The sequence below is a fragment of the Candidatus Thiothrix phosphatis genome (genome assembly GCF_035668035.1).
In the GTDB taxonomy this organism is placed as follows: Bacteria; Pseudomonadota; Gammaproteobacteria; order Thiotrichales; family Thiotrichaceae; genus Thiothrix; species Thiothrix phosphatis.
Genome location: NZ_JAYMYJ010000049.1, coordinates 1 through 17,017 on the forward strand (window position 1 = coordinate 1; position 17,017 = coordinate 17,017).

Sequence of the window (17,017 nt, forward strand, 5' to 3'; positions counted from 1 at the left end):
CCATTGTCATAAACCATCAGCCGCAATTGCCTGTCTGCGGGATGGGCACTGATCCGGATGACTCCCCCCAGTTCCCCGCCAAACTTTTCCTGCACCGCCTCATAGGCATTCTTGGCCAAATTATGCAAGATGAGATAGGTCGAGCCGGTACGCTCCTCAAACCAGTAATCACCCGCATTCGCCGGGAAATCAAACTCCAGCCGCACCTGACAATGCGCCACCCCATTGCACAGCAGCAGACCCAAGTCATCCCGCAACTCCGCCAGCGAAATGCAGCGCCTGACAGCTTTTTCATTGCCCAAATCGTCCAGCACCAGTTGTGACACCTTGCGCATGTAGCTGATCGACTTTTCCAGCCGATCCAGGTCATTGCTGACATCGCCGCCCTCCTTCTGCCGCTGGCGGATGCGCTCCGCGCTCAATCCCGCCACGCCGATCAGCGTGTTCAGCTCATGGTTGATGGCGCGGGTCGAATGCCCGATGGCGGCTTCGCGCTGCAAGGTTTCCGCTTCGCGTTCCACCCGTTCGCGTTGCAGGCGTTCGCTGAACACCGCCGCCATTTCTTCCACCACATAGCGTTCCAGTTTCCATAGGATGAACGTCAGCCCCAGGTAACAAGCGATCAGGTACACCTCAGTCCGCAGATCCGTCGGATATAGCCACAGCACCAGCACGCAAAAACTGGCGAATGCGGTTCCCACCGTAATTAGCTTGTTGCGAGGCCGATGCACCTCCGTCAATGCCCCAAAAGTCAGCGTCAACCAAGCAATCACTGCCGACGCCTCATGCGCATTCAAGCTCCAGGCGATATACACATCGAACGGAAAATTCACGCACCAACGGATGGTGTCAAAGGTATCCGAACGGGCTGAAACCACGCCCCACGGTGTAGGGATGTCCTTAAGCAAGGAGAGGAAAACATTCAGCCCAGCCACAGCAATAATGACGACCATACCGGACAACACCCGGTCATTCCCCGGTTGCCAATGGGACAGCACCAGAAACACCGTTGTGGCCACCATCACCGGCACGACAATACGGGTAAACAGCAGTTTGTAACGCTCCTCCAACCGTTGTTGCAGATCAACATCCAACGCCATGCGGTTTCCTTGTATTCGGGTTAAGCCTCTATCCCCAACCGCAACGCCGCCCGCGCCGCCTCAGTGCGGTTGTGCGCATTTAGCGCCCGCAGCACCGCGCTCACATGTAGCCTGACCGTGCCTTCCGCGCAATCTAGCCTGCGGGCGATCAGTTTGTTGGGCAAACCCACCATCAGCAGGCGGCAGACTTCCAACTGGCGCGGGGTCATGCCGTATTCGCCGACAACCTCGTTTTCAACCTGAGCCAGAAGCGGGGAAACCGAAGGGGATAAAACTTCCGCCGCAGGCCCCGCCAGCACGGAGGGCGAAATGTAATGTTCGCCAAACAGGATCAGATCCAACGCATTTTTGATTTCACGCCCCCCGGCTGTTTTCGAAATATATCCATTAGCCCCGGCTTCCAACGCAACACGGGCCAGTTCCGCATCGCCCGTGCCGGAGAGGATAGCGATCGGCGTGCCGGGCGTCTTTTCACGGATCAGCGCCAAACCCGTGACGCCGTCCATACCCGGCATGGAAACATCCAGCAAGATCAGGTCAAACCCGGCATAGGTGCCCAATACGCCCATGGCCTCCCCCACCGAACCGGCATCAAACACTTTGGCCTCAGGAAAGCAGTCCCCCATATGCGCCCGCAAAACTTCCCTGAACAATGGATGATCATCAACAACCAATATACGCATCATCTTCACTCCTACTCCCTCAATATTCAGTTACGTTCTGTTTACTATGCAGAATAGTTTAGGACAAATGGCTTACTGATAAAGAATGAAATGAATGAGATATGGATTAACATGGCCTATGGCCACTACTCAACCTAGCTAACAACCCTACTGGAAAAAATTGTATGCAAGCGCTGACTTACTGATAAAAATCAATGTAAAGGTTAAAGTTTCAACAGCACAACCCTTATTTAAAAAAACAACATTCGAACCTTCCGTGTCTTTTTAGCGACACACGTTGTGTCTTGCCAACAGCGAAGGGTCAGAGCTTGCATTGTACCCTGGCTCTCAAAATGGCAACTTTTACTTGTTTATGGAGACTACATAATGAAAAAACAGATTCTGGCTACTAGCATCGCCATCGGTTTAACACAGCTGGCAATCCCAGCGTTCGCGGACGTCACCCTGTATGATTACGAACAGCCTTCCAGCGCCTATGAAGATGCGTATGTGTCAGGCCGCCTGAATGTGAACAGCGGCAACCAAGACCAGACCAGCCATGACCTGAGCGTGGACATGAATTACGAGCGGGTGTTCAGCTCACCAGACCGCGACGTCAAAGTCAGCGGCGACTTGCTGGGCACTTCCAAGCGCGGCCCGAACACCGGCGATGACACCCAGGAAAACTATGTCGGCAACGGCTCCGTCAGCGCAAACAAATATTTCCAGCCGAACAGCAAGGGCGCTTTTTGGTATGGCGACGGTGAAGTTGGCGTGAAAAAAGGTGCCGAAGACCCGCGTGTCAAAGTAGGCGTGGGCCTTGGTTATGGCCGCGTCGTCAATGTGACGCCAATGGCGCAGGCTCTCCGTCTGGTGGAAGCCCTGCGGAACAAAAACCGCCTGACCGCTGACCTGACCAAGGCAGAATACAACCAACTTGCCAATGTCATCGCCAAGGAAAGCGAATACCGTTCCCGCTATGGTGCTGCCGACTACCAGCAGAACTGGGTGAATGACATGGAAACCGCGCTGGAGGCAACCGGCAAGACCAACGGCAAACTGGACGCCATCGGCATCCTGAAAGCCTATGATGTGCTGGTCAATGAGCGCATTTCCACCCGCAAATACGGCTGGCTGGTCAAGGCGGGCGTGAGCGAGGTCATCAAGGACTATGACGGTGGGGACTCCAAACCGGCGCTGGACGTGGCGGGGGAATACCACAGGCCACTCAGCAACCGCACCCAGTTTTCCAATGAGGCGTCTGCATCCACCATCCTGCAGGATGATGACAAAAGCTACACCGCCAAAAACAACATGAGCCTGACCTATGAAATGTCCGACCGGGTGGACTGGCTGAACAGCTGGGCGCTGAACTATGACCACAACGACAAGACAGACCAGGACACCACCACCAACGCGCTGAGTTCCACTTACCGCTACTACCTCAGCAACAAACTGGCGTTTGACACTGTGCTTGCCCTGTCCAAGGTTGATGACGACATCACCGCCAATGGCAATGATGAAGTGGACAAATCCCTGTACATGGGCGTGACTTACCGCCTGAAATAAACTGGCCTCACCTGGCACCAGCATAAAAAAGGAGGGCTTTAGCCCTCCTTTTTGCTGTACGGGACCAAGACACACCTGTTTCAGGCTTCCCGCGCCACCGCCCGGTAGCCAATGTCGCGGCGGAAATAGACATCCTTCCAGTCAATCGCCCCCACCAGCCGGTACGCCATCTTCTGCGCCTCGGTCACACTATTGCCCAACCCTACAGCGCACAACACCCGCCCACCATTGGTGACGGCCTTGCCATCCTGTTCCGCCGTACCCGCGTGGAACACCTTGCCATCCAGGATCGCCGCCACTTCCAGCCCCAGGATCTCGTCACCCTTGCGGTAAGCATCCGGATAACCGCCCGCCGCCAGCACCACGCCGAGCGCGGCGCGGCTGTCCCATTCCGCCGTCGCCTTGTCCAACCGCCCATCAAGAGCGGCTTCTATCAGGCCGACGAAATCGGATTGCAGGCGCATCATGATCGGCTGGGTTTCCGGGTCACCGAAGCGGCAGTTGAACTCCAGCACTTTCGGCGCGCCATCCGGGGTGACCATCACGCCTGCATACAAAAAGCCGGTGTAGGGGATGCCATCCGCCGCCATCCCGCGCACGGTGGGGTAAATGACTTCCTGCATAATGCGTTCGTGCATCGCTGGCGTCACTACTGGCGCCGGGGAATAAGCGCCCATGCCGCCGGTGTTCGGCCCCTTGTCGCCATCATCGCGCGCCTTGTGGTCTTGGGAACTCGCCATCGCCAACACATGCTCGCCATCCACCATGACAATGAAGCTGGCCTCTTCGCCGGTGAGGAATTCCTCAATCACCACCCGGCTGCCTGCTTCGCCAAAGGCGTTGCCCGCCAGCATGTCCTGGACGGCGGCGATCGCTTCTTCCTCGGTCTGCGCCAGGATAACGCCCTTACCCGCCGCCAGCCCATCGGCCTTGACCACGATCGGCGCGCCTTTCGACCGGATGTAAGCGACTGCCGGTTCAATGGCCGTGAAATTGGCGTATTCCGCTGTAGGGATGTGGTGGCGGGCCAGAAAATCCTTTGCAAACGCCTTGGATGACTCCAGTTGCGCCGCCTGCCGGACTGGCCCGAAACAGCGCAGCCCAGCAGCGCGGAACGTATCCACAATGCCTTTGGCCAGCGGTGCTTCCGGCCCAATCACGGTCAGGCCGATATTATGCCCTTTTGCGTAAGCAGCCAGCGCCTCCACATCCTCCGCCGCAATCGGCAGGTTACGCATGTTAGGCTCCCGCGCCGTCCCGGCGTTGCCCGGTGCCACCAACACTTCGCTCACCCGCCCGGATTGCGCAATTTTCCACGCCAGCGCGTGTTCGCGCCCACCGCCGCCCACCACCAGAACTTTCATGCCTGCTCCTGCTGAATCGTTAATAACTGAAAATGGCCTCATTAAAGCCGGATTGATTAACGGTTTCAACACTTCCGGCGTTTATCTGGGAAAAGCCTCACAGCCAGTCAGGAAAGAAAACAGCGCGTTCACCAGAAATCCTTTGAAACCACTGCCTATTAATGCGGAGATACCGATTTAAAAAAGAGAACTTATTTACACAAAGCCCAATAATAGGCAGAAAAGGTTTTATTGATGCGTGTGTCTGGTATTTTAATAGTCATTTCCCTGCTGTCCGGTTGCCAGGACAAACCCAAGCCCCAATTGGCGGTGGAATTGCCCCCCACCCGCCCGGTCGCCACGATTTATCAGGTCGCCATCAGTATTGGTGCTGCACCCTGTTACCAAAAGCCACAAGCTGACAGCCAGCTCATTACACTCTTGCAGGACAAACAACTGGTTGATCTGGCGTCATTGGAGGAAGGCACGGTCAAAACAGGGCAGGAATATTGGCTACAGATTCACCCGCGCTTTGGGAGTTTCCCCGGCTGCTATGTCAACACCGACAATCTTGTGCCAATTTCCTGAAGCTTTGCTATCCTCCGCGCTTGTGCCCTGCAACCCTAACGCCACAATCATGAGCAAAACTGTACAAGCCGATAGCCGCATCCGCTGGCGTTACCAGCTGTTCCTCGCCGACGGTTATCGGGTGGAAAACAATGAAGACCCTGACGGCGACATCCTGCAACTCGGCCAGGGCGACATTCATCCGAACCTGGAAAATGCCTTGCTGGGGCTGCCGGAAGGCGAACAAACCCGCCTGATCATTTTGGCAGACCAAGCCTTCGGGGCTCCCGACCCCACCGCCATCCAACAACTGCCGCGTAAAGATTTTCCCGCCAACCTTGAATTCAGCGAAGGCCAGATCCTCAGTTTCGCGCTCCCGTCCGGGCAGGAAGTTCCCGGCAAAATCCTTGCGATCGGCGAAAACATGGTCAATGTGGATTTCAACCATCCACTGGCAGGCCACAATATCTGCCTTGAAGTGGAAATTTTGCAAGTTTATTAAACATATCCATTTCATTTTCAAAACATAAATTTTGAAAATTTCCGGTCGTCCTGAATTTGGTTGATGATGGTTGGGTCAATATCAATAACCAAATCCACGGCATGGCAACAATCGCACATATTTCAGACTTGCATTTCGGCTGCGAAGCACCAATGGTGCGGGAAGGGCTGCTGGACGTGCTGGAGCAGTTGCAGCCGGATTTGGTTGTCATCAGCGGAGACCTGACCCAGCAAGCCAGGCGCAGCGAATTCCATACCGCCCGCAGTTTTCTGACCCTGCTTCCCTGCCCCTGCCTGACCGTGCCGGGCAACCACGACTTGGCGGAACGCAACCTTCCCGAGCGATTCGTTTACCCATGGCTAAAATGGCGGCGCTATATCGGCCACAGGCTGGAGCCGGAAATGCGGACGGAACAGTTCATCGCCCTCGGCGTCAACACCGCCCGCCGCATCAGCCTGCATCGGGACTGGTCGCGCGGAAGCATCAGCCCCCTGCAAATCGCCCGAATCCAGCGGCGGCTGCAAACCGCGCCCACCACCAGCCTGCGATTGTTGGCCGCCCATCACCCCTTCTGGTTGCCGCCGCTGTTTGAACACCGCCAGTTGATCCGGCGGCGGGATGCGGCGCTACGGGCGTTCCACCAGGAACTGGACATTATCCTCAGCGGGCATGTGCATCTGGCTTATACCCAAGTGATGCACGGTGTAATCCTTTCGCACGCTGGCACCACCTTGTCCACCCGCCTGCTGCTGGAACAGTCCAACAGTTTCAATATCATCCGTGGCGACCGCCAGCGCCTCAGCGTGGAATTGATGGAATGGGGCAGCCCCCGTTTCCGCCTTGCCCACCAACAGGTGTTCCGGCGGGAAGCGGAGGGTTGGCGGCAACAACCCTGATTTGGTGCTATCATGCAGCCTTGTCAACACGCTGCCCATGCCCATGAAATACACGAATGACGCCTACATCGCCCAGACCCGCTGCTGGCTGGAAAATGTCGTGCTCAAACACAACCTGTGCCCGTTTGCCCACAAGCCGTTTCAGGGCGGGCAAATCCGTTACGTTGTCACCGATTCCGCCCGCCCGGAATTCCTGCTGGAAGACTTGCAGCGGGAGCTGGAACACCTGCGCGCAACACCGGCGGCGGACGTGGAGACCACGCTGCTGATCCACCCTGGCGCGCTGGAAGACTTCCTCGATTACAACGATTTCCTGGATGTGGTGGATGCGCTGCTGGTGGCAGAAGGCTACGAAGGCGAATTCCAGGTGGCCAGTTTCCACCCCGATTACCAATTTGCCGATACGCGCCCCAATGACGCCGAAAACTACACCAACCGCTCACCTTGGCCGATGCTGCACCTGATCCGTGAACACAGCCTGGAACAGGCGATCGCCAGCCACCCTGACGTCGACGCCATCCCCGAACGCAATATCCAGACCATGAATGCGTTGGGGGCGGAACATCACCGCAAGGTGCTGGAAAACTGCCTGCAAACCGGAACCGAATCTAAATGAAAAGCCACGTCCACCGCATTCGGGAAGAGCTTCCCGCCGCCGCCCTGTTCCTGCTGGCAATCTGGGGTGTTTTCCTGCTTGACCGAATTCTCCCGCTGGAGCGTTACGGGCTGATCCCGCGCGACTGGGGCGGCTTGGTCGGAGTGGCAACCATGCCGTTCCTGCATGCCAATTTCACCCATTTGCTGAACAACACCGTGCCGCTGGCGGTGCTGTTGGCCCTGCTGGCGGGGTCACGGGCGGATTCGCGGCTGGCGGTGGTGCTGGTGGCGGTGGCGGGCGGCTTGCTGTTGTGGCTGTTCGGGCGCGGCCATTCGCTGCATATCGGCGCCAGCGGGCTGGTGTTCGGGCTGGCGGTGTTCCTGATCGTGTCGGGGATTCTGGAAAAGCGCGCCGTGCCGCTGTTGGTCAGCGTGTTCGTCGCGTTCACCTATGGGACTACGTTGCTGGCGGGCGTAATGCCGTGGCAACCGGGGGTATCGTGGGATGGGCATCTGTTCGGCGGCATCGCCGGGGCGCTGGTCGCCTGGCTATTGGTGCGCAAGCAACCGCAACTATAGGGAAAACTCACACCGGAGCGCCGGATTCGCTGACTTTGCACAAGGCTTTCAAGACATCCAGCCGGGTGATCACGCCGATGACGGCATTGTCCTCCACGACCGGATAACGGCGGTAATGGTCATTCATGAACATTTCGGCCACATCCAGGATATTGTCGTCAGCATCCACCGTGCGGATGTCGCGCGACATGCGGTCGCCGACCGTGCCACGCCAGCCGGAGTGGTAGCCCGTGCGCAAGGCCACATCAATGCAGTCCGTCACAGACAGAATGCCCACCAGATTGCCACGATTGTCCACCACCGCGCCGCCGAACAGATTGCGCTCGGTAAAGATTTTCACGGCTTCGCGGATATCCTGTTTCTCCCGCAAAGTCGCCAGCCGGTTGGACATATGATCCCGCACGGACAATGATACATTCGACATATTCCTGGCCTCCTCCAGCCTGTTCATTCTATTGCAGCCCCTTGTTTGAGGGCCGCCTCCTGCGCCATTTTCTGTTTGCGCTTTTCACAAGGATTAGAGCAGGAACAGTGGGCGTTTTCCATCCCCGGAATGGCGGACAAACCGCCGCAGCTTCCTTTCAAGCTGCGATTGCTGAACAACCAGCCAATTGCCAGACCCAATACCGCCAGCAGAAAAATAAGGAAAGTTAATAGGAAAATTTTCATCCACACCTCCAGGACATCTTTAGCAAATGCATAGGTTCTTATGCTGCGCCGCAAAAAAAGTTTCACGAGGGGGTAATTTTGCGCTACTATGGCGCTGGGTCAGGCAACTGGCCCATTTTCCTCCTAGCGGTTTGGGGCGAGTATTTCGCCCCACTTTTTGCCAGCAATTCAGGCAATTGCACACAGCCACTAACCGCCGAAATCATCCAGCAGGATATTTTCGCGCTCCACACCAATGTCCGTCAGCATCCTAATTACCGCAGCATTCATCATCGGCGGCCCGCACAGGTAATATTCACACTCCTCCGGCGCGGGGTGATCCTTTAAATAATTTTTATAAAGGACGTCGTGAATAAAGCCGACATAACCTGTCCAGTTATCTTCCGGCTGCGGCTCGGAAAGGCCCATATGCCAAGTGAAATTCGGGTTCTCCGCCGCCAGCATGTTGAACTCGCCCACATAGAACGCTTCCCTCAGGCTGCGCGCGCCATACCAGAAAGACATCCTGCGCTGGCTTTTCAAGCGGCGCAATTGGTCGTAAATGTGCGAACGCATTGGAGCCATCCCTGCCCCACCGCCGATGAAGACCATTTCATTGCCAGTTTTGCGGGCGAAGAATTCACCGAATGGCCCGGAAACCGTCACCTTGTCGCCCGGCTTCAGGTTGAAAATGTAGGACGACATCGCCCCCGGTGGCACCTGTTTGCCCGGCGGCGGCGTGGCGATACGCACATTGAGCATGACGATATGGTCTTCTTCCGGGTAGTTCGCCATCGAATAGGCGCGCATGACCGGCTCGGTCACATGCGACTCCAGTTTCCACAAAGCGTATTTGTCCCAGTCAGCGCGGAATTTTGCGGGAATATCAAACGTCTTGAAGGACACATCATACGGCGGGCATTCAATCTGGATGTAGCCACCGGCGCGGAAATCGATGCGTTCACCGGGCGGCAGCTCCAGCACCAGTTCCTTGATGAAGGTCGCCATATTGTTGTTGGAACGCACCGTGCATTCCCACTTTTTGACGCCGAACACGTCTTCCGGCACCTCGATTTTCATGTCCTGCTTGACCGCGACCTGACAGGCCAGACGCTCACCGCAAGCAGCCTGACGACGGTTGATATGGCCTTCTTCGGTTGGCAGCAGGGTGCCGCCGCCTTCCATCACCTTGACCTTGCACTGGCCGCAAGTGCCGCCGCCACCGCACGCCGAGGAAATGAACAGTCCCTTATCAGCCAAAGCGCCCAGCAACTTGGAGCCGGGCTTGACCACCAAATCTTTTTCACCATTCACCAGCAGATGCACATCGCCCGCCGCCACCAGCTTGGAGCGCGCAAACAGGATAATGAACACCAGCGCAATAATGATCATCGTAAACAGGGCCACACCCAAGACAACCGTATTCATGGTTCGTTTCGCCCCCTTACAACTGGATGCCGGAGAAGGACATGAAGCCCAGCGACATCAGCCCTACCGTAATGAAAATAATGCCCAACCCTTGCAAACCGGCAGGCACATCGCTGTATTTCATGCGCTCACGCACACCGGCCAGCACCACAATGGCCAGCATCCAGCTAAAACCGCTGCCGAAACCGTAAACCACACTCTCAGTAAAGGTGTAATCACGTTCCACCATGAACAGCGTACCACCCAGGATTGCGCAGTTGACCGTGATCAGTGGCAGGAACACGCCCAGCGCCTGATAGAGGGAAGGCACATACTTATCCAGCACCATTTCCAGAATCTGCACAATCGCCGCAATCACCGCGATGTAGCTGATCAGACCAAGGAAGCGCAAATCAACACCCTCCAACAAGGCACTGTCTTTCAGGAACACATTCAGGATCAGGTTATTGGCCGGTACGGTAATCGCCTGCACGATGACCACGGCAATCCCCAAACCAATGGCGGTTTCAATCTTCTTGGAAATGGCGATGAAGGTGCACATCCCCAGAAAGAAGGTCAGCGCCATGTTCTCAATGAACACGGACTTGACAAAAAGGCTCAGCAAAGCTTCCATATCAGCGGTTCCCCAGGCCATGTTTCTCGTGGATCTTGAAGTCGTGCAACTCCTGCTGTTCCGGGTACTTCGTCCGGATCGCCCAGATCAGCATGCCGATAATGAAGAAGGCACTCGGCGGCAACAACATCAGGCCGTTGGGCACATACCACCCACCGTTTTTGGTCAGAGACAGGATTTCAAAGCCCAGTAACGAACCAGAACCGAACAGCTCACGGATAACAGCCACCACGATCAGGATCAGGCTATACCCCAAGCCGTTACCGATACCATCCAGGAAACTCATGCCAACCGGGTTCTGCATCGCATACGCTTCCGCCCGCCCCATCACGATACAGTTGGTGATGATCAGGCCGACAAAGACCGACAACTGTTTGGCCGTACTGAAGGCGTAGGCTTTCATCAACTGGTCGACCACGATCACCAGCGAGGCAATGATGGTCATCTGCACAATAATACGGATGCTGCCAGGAATATGGTTACGGATCGCACTGATGGAAGCGTTCGAAAACGCCGTCACCGTAGTCAACGCCGCCGCCATCAGCAAAGCGGTTTTCAACGAACTGGTCACTGCCAGTGCGGAACAGATACCGAGGATTTGCAGCGTAATCGGGTTGTTGGCGACCAGCGGGGCTGTCATCACCTTGCGGGCTTCAGGACTCAGGCTCATAAGCTGCCTCCGTTATGGATTTTTTGCAGGTAGGGGCCGAAACCGTCCTGACCCAACCAGAAATGCACCAGATTATTGACGCCACGGCTGGTCAGGGTGGCGCCGGACAAGGCATCCACCTGATAAGGCGCTTTCGGGCCATCCTGCGCCGCGCCCTTGACCACGCTCAACGCCACCCGGCCATCAGCGTCGAACACCTGCTTGCCCGGCCACTTGGCTTTCCAGGCCGGGTTATCCACTTCCCCGCCCAGGCCCGGCGTTTCGGCATGTTCATAAAAACCCAGGCCCACCACGGTGTTGGCGTCCGCCTGCAACGCGATGAAACCATATAGGGTCGACCACAAGCCATAACCATGAACCGGCAGGATGATTTTCTGCAACTGCCCTTGCGGGCCTTTCACCAGATACACCGTGGCGTATTTGGCGCGGCGCTTGATGGAAGCAATATCCTCCTCCCGGCCCAGCACCACGCTTTGTTTCGGGTCAGCCACCGCCGCGCGGGCGTCGAAGGTGTCCGGGTCGATATTGCCGACGTATTCGCCCGTCGCCAGATCAACGACTTTCGGCTCAACCTGCTTGAACGCCTCCCCAACCGACTGGCCTTCCTCCAGCAGGCCGCCGATTTGCAGGATGTTCTTTTTCTTGTCCAGCAGCTTGTTTTGCTCCTGCACCGGCTTCAAGGCCACCGCAGCGGTGGAGACGGCAATGGAACAAACCAAGCACAGCGTCAATGCGATGCCGATGGTCTTTGCCCTGCTGTCATTGGGCAAGGCCAGAAACGTGCGGATCATGTTCATGCCTTGCCCCCTGCCGCCGCAGCCTGACGTTTCAGGCGGCGTTTGATATTGGCTTTCATCACAGCGTAGTCAATCAGCGGCGCAAACATATTGGCGAACAGGATCGCCAGCATCATGCCTTCCGGGAATGCCGGGTTGACCACCCGGATCAGGATCACCATCACCCCGATCAGCACGCCAAACCACCAGCGGCCGGTATCGGTATGCGCCGCCGTCACCGGGTCAGTCGCCATGAACATCATGCCGAACGCAAACCCACCCGTGACCAGATGCCAGTACCAGGGCATTGCAAACATCGGGTTGGTTTCACTGCCGACCGTATTGAACAGGATGCTCATCATGATCATGCCGAACATGACGCCGGACACAATGCGCCAGCTGGCGATACGGGTGAACAACAGGAACGCGCCGCCAACCAGGATCGCCAGCGTGGAGGTTTCACCCAGGGAACCCGGCTCCAGGCCGATGAAGGCGTCCCACCAGCTGATGGCCACAGCCTGCATGCCACCCGCTGCGGCGGCCGCCAGCGGCGTGGCACCGGAATAGCCATCCACCGCCACCCAGACCGCATCCCCCGACATGAACGCCGGGTAAGCGAAAAACAGGAAAGCGCGCCCGGCCAGCGCCGGATTGATGAAATTCTTGCCGGTTCCGCCAAACACCTCCTTGCCGAGGATCACCCCAAACAGGATGCCCAGCGCCACCATCCACAGCGGGATGTCCGGCGGCAACACCAGCGCATACAGGATGGAGGTGACGAAAAACCCTTCGTTCACCTCATGCCCGCGCACCAGCGCAAAGATGACTTCCGCAACCCCCCCGACAATAAAAGTCGTCAGGTAAACCGGCACAAAATACAGCAGGCCATGCAGGAAATTGGCGAAAAAGCTGTGCGGGTCATAACCGACCGCATCCATGAACATGCCGCGCCAGCCCGCCGCATGTTCCAGCCCCAACGACTGCATCGCCAAGTTGGCTTGGTAACCGGTATTGAAACAGGCCATGAACATGACCGGGAAAACCGCCAGCCACACATAGCCCATCACCCGTTTCAGGTCGAGCGCATCACGCACATGCGGCGCGCCGATGGTGCGGTTGGGTGGGCTGTACAGCAAGGTGTCGACCATTTCGAACAGGCCGTAATACTTGTGGTATTTGCCGCCACGGGAAAACTTCGGCTCCACCTTGTCCAGAAACGCACGTAATAGGTCGGTCATGGCTTACTCTCCCTTTTCCAGCATACGCAGGCAATCACGCAGCGCGGGGCCATATTCATACTTGCTGTGGCATACGAAAGTGCACAACGCAAGGTCGTCCTCATCCAGTTCCAGCGCGCCGAGCTGCTGCGCCATCACGGTGTCGCGCACCAGCAGCGAACGCAGCAACTGGGTAGGCAAAATGTCCAGCGGCATCACTTCCTCGTAATTGCCGATCGGCACCATCGCCCGGTGGCTGCCATGCTGCGTGGTGGTCATGGCGAACGCCTGCTGGCGCAGCCCCGGACGCAGGAACACATTCATCACCGAAAACTGCCTGAGCCACGGGTTCAGCCAGTGCAGGAACACCCTCGGCTGGCCTTCCGCCACCACTGACACCTGCACGGTGTAGCGGCCCAGATAGGCGCTCCAACCGGCGGCGCGGAAACCCGCCAGCAACGCCCCGGAAATCACCCGGCAGTATTCACAGTTCAACTGCCCGTCCACGATGTCGTCCGTGCTCGCCCCCATGCGGGTGCGGATCAGGCGCGGCTTGAACACTGTCGGGCCAGCCAGGGAAATGACACGTTCCACATACAGCTCGCCAGTGGTGAACAGCTTGCCGATGGCGATCACATCCTGGTAGCCGATATGCCACACCGTCTTGTGCTCGCCAACCGGGTCAAGAAAATGGATGTGGGTGCCAGGCAAACCAGCGGGATGTGCGCCCGACCAGCCGTGGTAGCTGACATTGGTGGCATCGGCCTGGGGCGGCATGACGCCTTCCTTATGGTTGACGAACACCTTCGGCGCGAGCTTGGCGATCAGTTCCAGACCTGCCTGGAACGCCTCAGCCTGTTCATCGATGACAAGGGCGGGGTCAGCCGCCAACGCGTAAGTGTCAACTGCGGTGACAAAAATGGAGGCGGGCGTACTGTCAGCCCTGGGGATCTTGCTGTAAGGGCGGGTGCGGAAAGCAGTCCACTGACCCGAATCCAGCAGTTGTTGACGGATGGTGTTGGCGTCCAGTGTCGACAATTGTTCAGGGGCATAGGCTGGGAAAGTGGCCGTTTCCTCGTCTTCATCCAGTTCGATGACGACCGAGTTAAGCACCCGTTTTGCCCCCCGGTTAACCGCCGTCACCACGCCGCCACCCGGTGACGTGAAGTTAACGCCCGGGTTCTTGCGGTCAGTAAACAAAACCTGCCCGCGCTTCACCCTGTCGCCTTCCTGCACCTGCATGGCTGGGCGCAAATCGTGAAAATCACGCCCCAGCACAGCTACCTTGGCAGGTTCAGGATGCGCATAAATCTTCTGTTCCGGTTTGCCGGTAATAGGCAAATCCAGACCTTTTGTGATTTTCATGTGCTGCACCAACGCTCGAAGAGAGAAACTGCGCCCGCTCGCCGACCACGCTCTCCAGCCAGCAATCACACGCACCGAAACCGTGAATTATCATCAAATGTCGACAATGCTGCAAGCGCACATTGTAAAAATCCTGTAAAAACACTTACGGCACGGTGTGCAGAAAATTGCATTTCCACCGGCCCTAAGACACACTTCCCGGCTAAAATTTGTTGTCTGGAAAAAAGACTCGCCCCCATGAAACCCGACTTTAACGGAAGGCTCCCTGTGCTCCTTCTATCCTGCCACCCCGCCACGCCTTGCGCCGCCCTGCATTCGCTGCACGCAACGGCGGAACACATCCCGGAAAGTGGATTGCGCCTGCGCTACGTCCTGAACGGTGACCTTGCGCGCATCCTGCTTCCCCCGCCACAAGCGCCGGTTGCGGCAGATGGCCTATGGGAACACACTTGTTTTGAGGCGTTCATCAGCGTACAGGGGGAAAACGGTTATCGTGAGTTCAACTTTTCGCCTTCGAGCCAATGGGCGGCGTATGCGTTCAGCGACTACCGGCAACGGCTGGAATGGGTGGCAAACCATGCACCAGAAGTGAAGTTTTCCCTCGCGCCTGAAGATGGCAAAGATGGAGATAGGCTCCAGTTGGACGCCTTCATTGCCGCCGCCGATTTGCCGGTGAATCCTGATGGCAAAGCGCTAGTGCTGGGGCTGACCGCCGTCATCGAAACCACAACCGGCGAAAAATCGTACTGGGCGCTCAAACACCCAACAGGACGCCCGGATTTCCACCAACGCAACGGATTCATACATGAAATTTGGCCTTGACCGCTTCCTCGAAGATTCTGCCCTGCGCGCGCCTCTGGTGGGCAAACGTGTGGCTTTGCTGGCGCATCCGGCTTCCGTCACCCCCCGCCTGACCCATGCGCTGGACGCCCTCGCTACGCTGCCAGACATCCAGCTCACTGCCGCCTTCGGCCCACAGCACGGCATCAAGGGCGACAAGCAGGACAATATGATGGAATCACCCGATTTCATCGACCCGCAGCATGGCATTCCGGTGTTCAGCCTGTATGGGGAAGTGCGCCGCCCCACCGCCGCGATGCTGGACACTTTCGATGTGCTGTTGGTGGATTTGCAGGATCTGGGTTGCCGTATTTATACCTTCATCACCACCTTGCGCTACGTGCTGGAAGCGGCAGCACTGCATGGCAAATCCGTGTGGGTGCTGGATCGCCCCAACCCGGCAGGCCGCCCGGTGGAAGGGTTGACCCTGCGCCCCGGTTGGGAAAGCTTCGTCGGGGCAGGCCCTATGCCGATGCGCCACGGCCTGACCATGGGCGAGCTGGGGCTGTGGTTTATCCACGAACTCAAACTGGATGTGGATTACCACGTTGTCACCATGGAAGGTTGGCAAGCGGATGCAGCCCCCGGTTACGGCTGGCCGCTGGGCGAACGTGAATGGGTCAACCCCAGCCCCAATGCACCGAACCTTTCGATGGCGCGCTGCTACGCCGGAACCGTGATGCTGGAAGGCGCAACCCTGTCCGAAGGGCGCGGCACCACCCGCCCGCTGGAACTGTTCGGCGCACCCGACATCGATGCACGCAAGATCATCAACACCATGCAGGAACTCGCACCCCAATGGCTGCAAGGCTGCATCCTGCGCGAATGCTGGTTCGAGCCGACTTTCCACAAGCATGCGGGCAAGCTGTGTTCCGGGGTGCAAATCCATGTGGAAGGGCCGCATTACGGCCATGCTGCGTTTCGTCCGTGGCGGGTGCAGGCGCTGAGTTTCAAGGCCATCCGCCAGCTTTACCCCGATTATGCACTCTGGCGCGATTTCCCCTATGAATACGAATTCGGCAAGCTGCCGATCGATGTGATCAACGGCTCGCCATTATTGCGGGAATGGGTGGATGATGCAGCGGCAACCCCGGCTGATCTGGATGCGCTGGCCATGCCGGATGAACAAAATTGGGCAAACTTGCGGCATTCATTTTTGCAATATCAAGTAGTTGACTCCAACTCCCACCTGTCGGATTAAGTTGACATTTTAATCATAAAAAAATATAAATAATATACATTTATAATAAATAGCGAGACATACAACTAATGGACGAAAATCACATTGCCACTTTTGATAGCGACCTCTCAGTAGAGAATCAAAGCCTCGAATCAACAAACAATAATCAACAGTCAATTATTGAAAGTGCTTCATTTACTCCCATCATCGTAGAGCCTATTGATGAACTACAAATTGAAATTGATAACAGCTATAAGAGTCTTATTGACAATATTGTAAATGCACGGCAAGTTTGTAATAAACTCAAGGAAAGAAAAGTAAATTATCAAAAGACCATCGAAACTCAAAAGGCTATTGTCGACGAGCTTAAAAAAAATAATTTCTTGTCACATGAAACCTCGCAAGATGAGTCTAGGGCTTTCAAGGTGAGTTTTTGCCCTTCCGATGGCTGAGCAACCTTGCGGT

At 56.8% G+C, this 17,017-nt stretch carries 20 protein-coding genes; 9 read left to right on the forward strand and 11 right to left on the reverse strand.

The features are described 5' to 3' along the window. Positions 1-1,100 (reverse strand): sensor histidine kinase (locus VSS37_RS06635; protein WP_324694010.1); only part of this gene is annotated, 1,100 nt, incomplete at its 3' end. A gap of 20 nt (positions 1,101-1,120) precedes the next feature. Beyond that, entirely contained in the window at positions 1,121-1,786 is a 666-nt protein-coding gene (locus VSS37_RS06640) for a response regulator (protein ID WP_324694012.1), read from the reverse strand. Between the two features lie 363 nt (positions 1,787-2,149). Here VSS37_RS06640 and VSS37_RS06645 point away from each other — a divergent pair, with 363 nt between their 5' ends. Then, complete coding sequence (locus tag VSS37_RS06645; protein WP_324694013.1) at positions 2,150-3,331, forward strand: DUF481 domain-containing protein; 1,182 nt, start codon at positions 2,150-2,152, stop codon at positions 3,329-3,331. An 80-nt stretch (positions 3,332-3,411) separates the two neighbouring features. Here VSS37_RS06645 and purD read toward each other — a convergent pair whose 3' ends face one another. Next, positions 3,412-4,695 carry a phosphoribosylamine--glycine ligase gene (gene purD / locus VSS37_RS06650; protein WP_324694014.1) on the reverse strand — a complete coding sequence of 428 codons (1,284 nt, stop codon included), beginning with the start codon at positions 4,693-4,695 and terminating at the stop codon, positions 3,412-3,414. A gap of 234 nt (positions 4,696-4,929) precedes the next feature. Here purD and VSS37_RS06655 point away from each other — a divergent pair, with 234 nt between their 5' ends. The 5 genes from VSS37_RS06655 (at position 4,930) to VSS37_RS06675 (ending at position 7,815) form a co-directional block, all read left to right on the forward strand. Continuing rightward, on the forward strand, positions 4,930-5,262 hold the full coding sequence (locus VSS37_RS06655; protein ID WP_324694015.1) for a hypothetical protein: 333 nt from the start codon (positions 4,930-4,932) through the stop codon (positions 5,260-5,262). Positions 5,263-5,311: 49 nt separating this feature from the next. After that, a complete protein-coding gene (locus tag VSS37_RS06660) occupies positions 5,312-5,743 on the forward strand; it encodes an FKBP-type peptidyl-prolyl cis-trans isomerase (protein WP_324694016.1) in 432 nt (143 codons plus the stop codon). A 101-nt stretch (positions 5,744-5,844) separates the two neighbouring features. Continuing rightward, entirely contained in the window at positions 5,845-6,639 is a 795-nt protein-coding gene (locus VSS37_RS06665; RefSeq protein ID WP_324694018.1) for a metallophosphoesterase family protein, read from the forward strand. Positions 6,640-6,682: 43 nt separating this feature from the next. Next, positions 6,683-7,255, forward strand: a complete 573-nt coding sequence (locus VSS37_RS06670; protein ID WP_324694019.1) for a DUF1415 domain-containing protein — start codon at positions 6,683-6,685, stop codon at positions 7,253-7,255. Next, positions 7,252-7,815: a rhomboid family intramembrane serine protease gene (locus VSS37_RS06675; RefSeq protein WP_324694020.1), complete on the forward strand. Its 564-nt coding sequence runs from the start codon at positions 7,252-7,254 to the stop codon at positions 7,813-7,815. Before VSS37_RS06670 ends, VSS37_RS06675 begins: the two co-directional genes overlap by 4 nt. A 7-nt stretch (positions 7,816-7,822) precedes the next feature. On the opposite strand, the gene VSS37_RS06680 is transcribed toward VSS37_RS06675, so the two are convergent. From VSS37_RS06680 to VSS37_RS06715, 8 genes are all read right to left on the reverse strand, one after another. Further along, complete coding sequence (locus VSS37_RS06680; protein ID WP_324694021.1) at positions 7,823-8,239, reverse strand: CBS domain-containing protein; 417 nt, start codon at positions 8,237-8,239, stop codon at positions 7,823-7,825. A 23-nt stretch (positions 8,240-8,262) separates the two neighbouring features. After that, on the reverse strand, positions 8,263-8,484 hold the full coding sequence (gene nqrM, locus VSS37_RS06685) for a (Na+)-NQR maturation NqrM (RefSeq protein ID WP_324694022.1): 222 nt from the start codon (positions 8,482-8,484) through the stop codon (positions 8,263-8,265). Positions 8,485-8,673: 189 nt separating this feature from the next. Beyond that, on the reverse strand, positions 8,674-9,891 hold the full coding sequence (gene nqrF, locus VSS37_RS06690) for an NADH:ubiquinone reductase (Na(+)-transporting) subunit F (protein WP_324694023.1): 1,218 nt from the start codon (positions 9,889-9,891) through the stop codon (positions 8,674-8,676). 16 nt (positions 9,892-9,907) lie between these two features. Further along, positions 9,908-10,504, reverse strand: coding sequence for an NADH:ubiquinone reductase (Na(+)-transporting) subunit E (gene nqrE, locus VSS37_RS06695; protein ID WP_324694024.1), 597 nt, complete (start codon positions 10,502-10,504; stop codon positions 9,908-9,910). A 1-nt stretch (position 10,505) separates the two neighbouring features. Beyond that, positions 10,506-11,168 (reverse strand): NADH:ubiquinone reductase (Na(+)-transporting) subunit D, encoded by a 663-nt coding sequence (locus VSS37_RS06700; protein ID WP_375339126.1) that lies wholly within the window; start codon positions 11,166-11,168, stop codon positions 10,506-10,508. Positions 11,169-11,170: 2 nt separating this feature from the next. Then, entirely contained in the window at positions 11,171-11,971 is an 801-nt protein-coding gene (locus VSS37_RS06705; RefSeq protein ID WP_324694026.1) for a Na(+)-translocating NADH-quinone reductase subunit C, read from the reverse strand. Then, positions 11,968-13,188 carry an NADH:ubiquinone reductase (Na(+)-transporting) subunit B gene (locus tag VSS37_RS06710; RefSeq protein ID WP_324694027.1) on the reverse strand — a complete coding sequence of 407 codons (1,221 nt, stop codon included), beginning with the start codon at positions 13,186-13,188 and terminating at the stop codon, positions 11,968-11,970. Before VSS37_RS06710 ends, VSS37_RS06705 begins: the two co-directional genes overlap by 4 nt. Before the next feature lie 3 nt (positions 13,189-13,191). Beyond that, on the reverse strand, positions 13,192-14,532 hold the full coding sequence (locus VSS37_RS06715; RefSeq protein WP_324694028.1) for a Na(+)-translocating NADH-quinone reductase subunit A: 1,341 nt from the start codon (positions 14,530-14,532) through the stop codon (positions 13,192-13,194). Positions 14,533-14,799: 267 nt separating this feature from the next. Between VSS37_RS06715 and VSS37_RS06720 the strand changes: the two genes are divergently transcribed. From VSS37_RS06720 to VSS37_RS06730, 3 genes are all read left to right on the forward strand, one after another. Beyond that, positions 14,800-15,354 carry a DOMON-like domain-containing protein gene (locus VSS37_RS06720; RefSeq protein ID WP_324694029.1) on the forward strand — a complete coding sequence of 185 codons (555 nt, stop codon included), beginning with the start codon at positions 14,800-14,802 and terminating at the stop codon, positions 15,352-15,354. Next, positions 15,338-16,573: an exo-beta-N-acetylmuramidase NamZ family protein gene (locus VSS37_RS06725; RefSeq protein WP_324694030.1), complete on the forward strand. Its 1,236-nt coding sequence runs from the start codon at positions 15,338-15,340 to the stop codon at positions 16,571-16,573. The genes VSS37_RS06720 and VSS37_RS06725 overlap by 17 nt, the downstream gene beginning before the upstream one ends. Before the next feature lie 68 nt (positions 16,574-16,641). Then, a complete protein-coding gene (locus tag VSS37_RS06730; RefSeq protein WP_324694031.1) occupies positions 16,642-17,004 on the forward strand; it encodes a hypothetical protein in 363 nt (120 codons plus the stop codon). The last annotated feature ends 13 nt before the right edge of the window (positions 17,005-17,017 follow it).

What these genes read in the sequence shown, in the direction of transcription:
- VSS37_RS06640 (WP_324694012.1), bottom strand. Translation starts at nt 1,786, where the DNA reads ATGATGCGTATATTGGTTGTTGATGATCATCCATTGTTCAGGGAAGTT.
- VSS37_RS06645 (WP_324694013.1), top strand. Translation starts at nt 2,150, where the DNA reads ATGAAAAAACAGATTCTGGCTACTAGCATCGCCATCGGTTTAACACAG.
- purD (WP_324694014.1), bottom strand. Translation starts at nt 4,695, where the DNA reads ATGAAAGTTCTGGTGGTGGGCGGCGGTGGGCGCGAACACGCGCTGGCG.
- VSS37_RS06655 (WP_324694015.1), top strand. Translation starts at nt 4,930, where the DNA reads ATGCGTGTGTCTGGTATTTTAATAGTCATTTCCCTGCTGTCCGGTTGC.
- VSS37_RS06660 (WP_324694016.1), top strand. Translation starts at nt 5,312, where the DNA reads ATGAGCAAAACTGTACAAGCCGATAGCCGCATCCGCTGGCGTTACCAG.
- VSS37_RS06665 (WP_324694018.1), top strand. Translation starts at nt 5,845, where the DNA reads ATGGCAACAATCGCACATATTTCAGACTTGCATTTCGGCTGCGAAGCA.
- VSS37_RS06670 (WP_324694019.1), top strand. Translation starts at nt 6,683, where the DNA reads ATGAAATACACGAATGACGCCTACATCGCCCAGACCCGCTGCTGGCTG.
- VSS37_RS06675 (WP_324694020.1), top strand. Translation starts at nt 7,252, where the DNA reads ATGAAAAGCCACGTCCACCGCATTCGGGAAGAGCTTCCCGCCGCCGCC.
- VSS37_RS06680 (WP_324694021.1), bottom strand. Translation starts at nt 8,239, where the DNA reads ATGTCGAATGTATCATTGTCCGTGCGGGATCATATGTCCAACCGGCTG.
- nqrM (WP_324694022.1), bottom strand. Translation starts at nt 8,484, where the DNA reads ATGAAAATTTTCCTATTAACTTTCCTTATTTTTCTGCTGGCGGTATTG.
- nqrF (WP_324694023.1), bottom strand. Translation starts at nt 9,891, where the DNA reads ATGAATACGGTTGTCTTGGGTGTGGCCCTGTTTACGATGATCATTATT.
- nqrE (WP_324694024.1), bottom strand. Translation starts at nt 10,504, where the DNA reads ATGGAAGCTTTGCTGAGCCTTTTTGTCAAGTCCGTGTTCATTGAGAAC.
- VSS37_RS06705 (WP_324694026.1), bottom strand. Translation starts at nt 11,971, where the DNA reads ATGAACATGATCCGCACGTTTCTGGCCTTGCCCAATGACAGCAGGGCA.
- VSS37_RS06710 (WP_324694027.1), bottom strand. Translation starts at nt 13,188, where the DNA reads ATGACCGACCTATTACGTGCGTTTCTGGACAAGGTGGAGCCGAAGTTT.
- VSS37_RS06715 (WP_324694028.1), bottom strand. Translation starts at nt 14,532, where the DNA reads ATGAAAATCACAAAAGGTCTGGATTTGCCTATTACCGGCAAACCGGAA.
- VSS37_RS06725 (WP_324694030.1), top strand. Translation starts at nt 15,338, where the DNA reads ATGAAATTTGGCCTTGACCGCTTCCTCGAAGATTCTGCCCTGCGCGCG.
- VSS37_RS06730 (WP_324694031.1), top strand. Translation starts at nt 16,642, where the DNA reads ATGGACGAAAATCACATTGCCACTTTTGATAGCGACCTCTCAGTAGAG.